Source organism: Pseudomonas juntendi (assembly GCF_009932375.1).
In the GTDB taxonomy this organism is placed as follows: Bacteria; Pseudomonadota; Gammaproteobacteria; order Pseudomonadales; family Pseudomonadaceae; genus Aquipseudomonas; species Aquipseudomonas juntendi.
This window is the reverse complement of sequence record NZ_BLJG01000416.1, coordinates 1-346: the sequence shown is the minus strand read 5'-3', so window position 1 is coordinate 346 and position 346 is coordinate 1. Positions and strand designations below refer to the sequence as shown.

Below are 346 nucleotides of genomic sequence, written 5' to 3'. Positions count from 1 at the left end.
CCGGTTGTCGCTGAAGCGGTACGCCGTATCAGCAACGAAGAATCGATCAGCGCGATGTTCCGCTAAGCGGAACCCGTGTTGATATGAAGCGCCCCGCCCCAACCTGTGTTGGGGCGGGGCTTTTTTGCCATCCCCGTCTGGCGCTGGTCGCAAACGCCATTCGGGAGGCTATTTTGGAGAAGTAAAATGACCGATTTCATCCTGAACGCCCAAGCGCGTACTGACCTGGGGAAAGGTGCGAGCCGCCGCCTGCGTCACTCCGCCAGCATCCCTGCCGTAGTTTACGGTGGCGATAAAGAAGCCCAGTCCCTGACCATCGTGGCCAAGGAAATCGCCAAACTGTTCG

1 protein-coding gene and 1 pseudogene are annotated in these 346 nt (G+C 58.7%); both read left to right on the top strand.

The annotated features are described in order from the left end of the window. Nucleotides 1-66: hypothetical protein (locus tag GYA94_RS28395; protein WP_255327003.1), on the top strand; the 66-nt coding region annotated here is incomplete at its 5' end. 120 nt (nt 67-186) lie between these two features. Beyond that, nucleotides 187-346 (top strand): annotated as a pseudogene (locus tag GYA94_RS26430) (50S ribosomal protein L25/general stress protein Ctc); the annotation flags it as partial.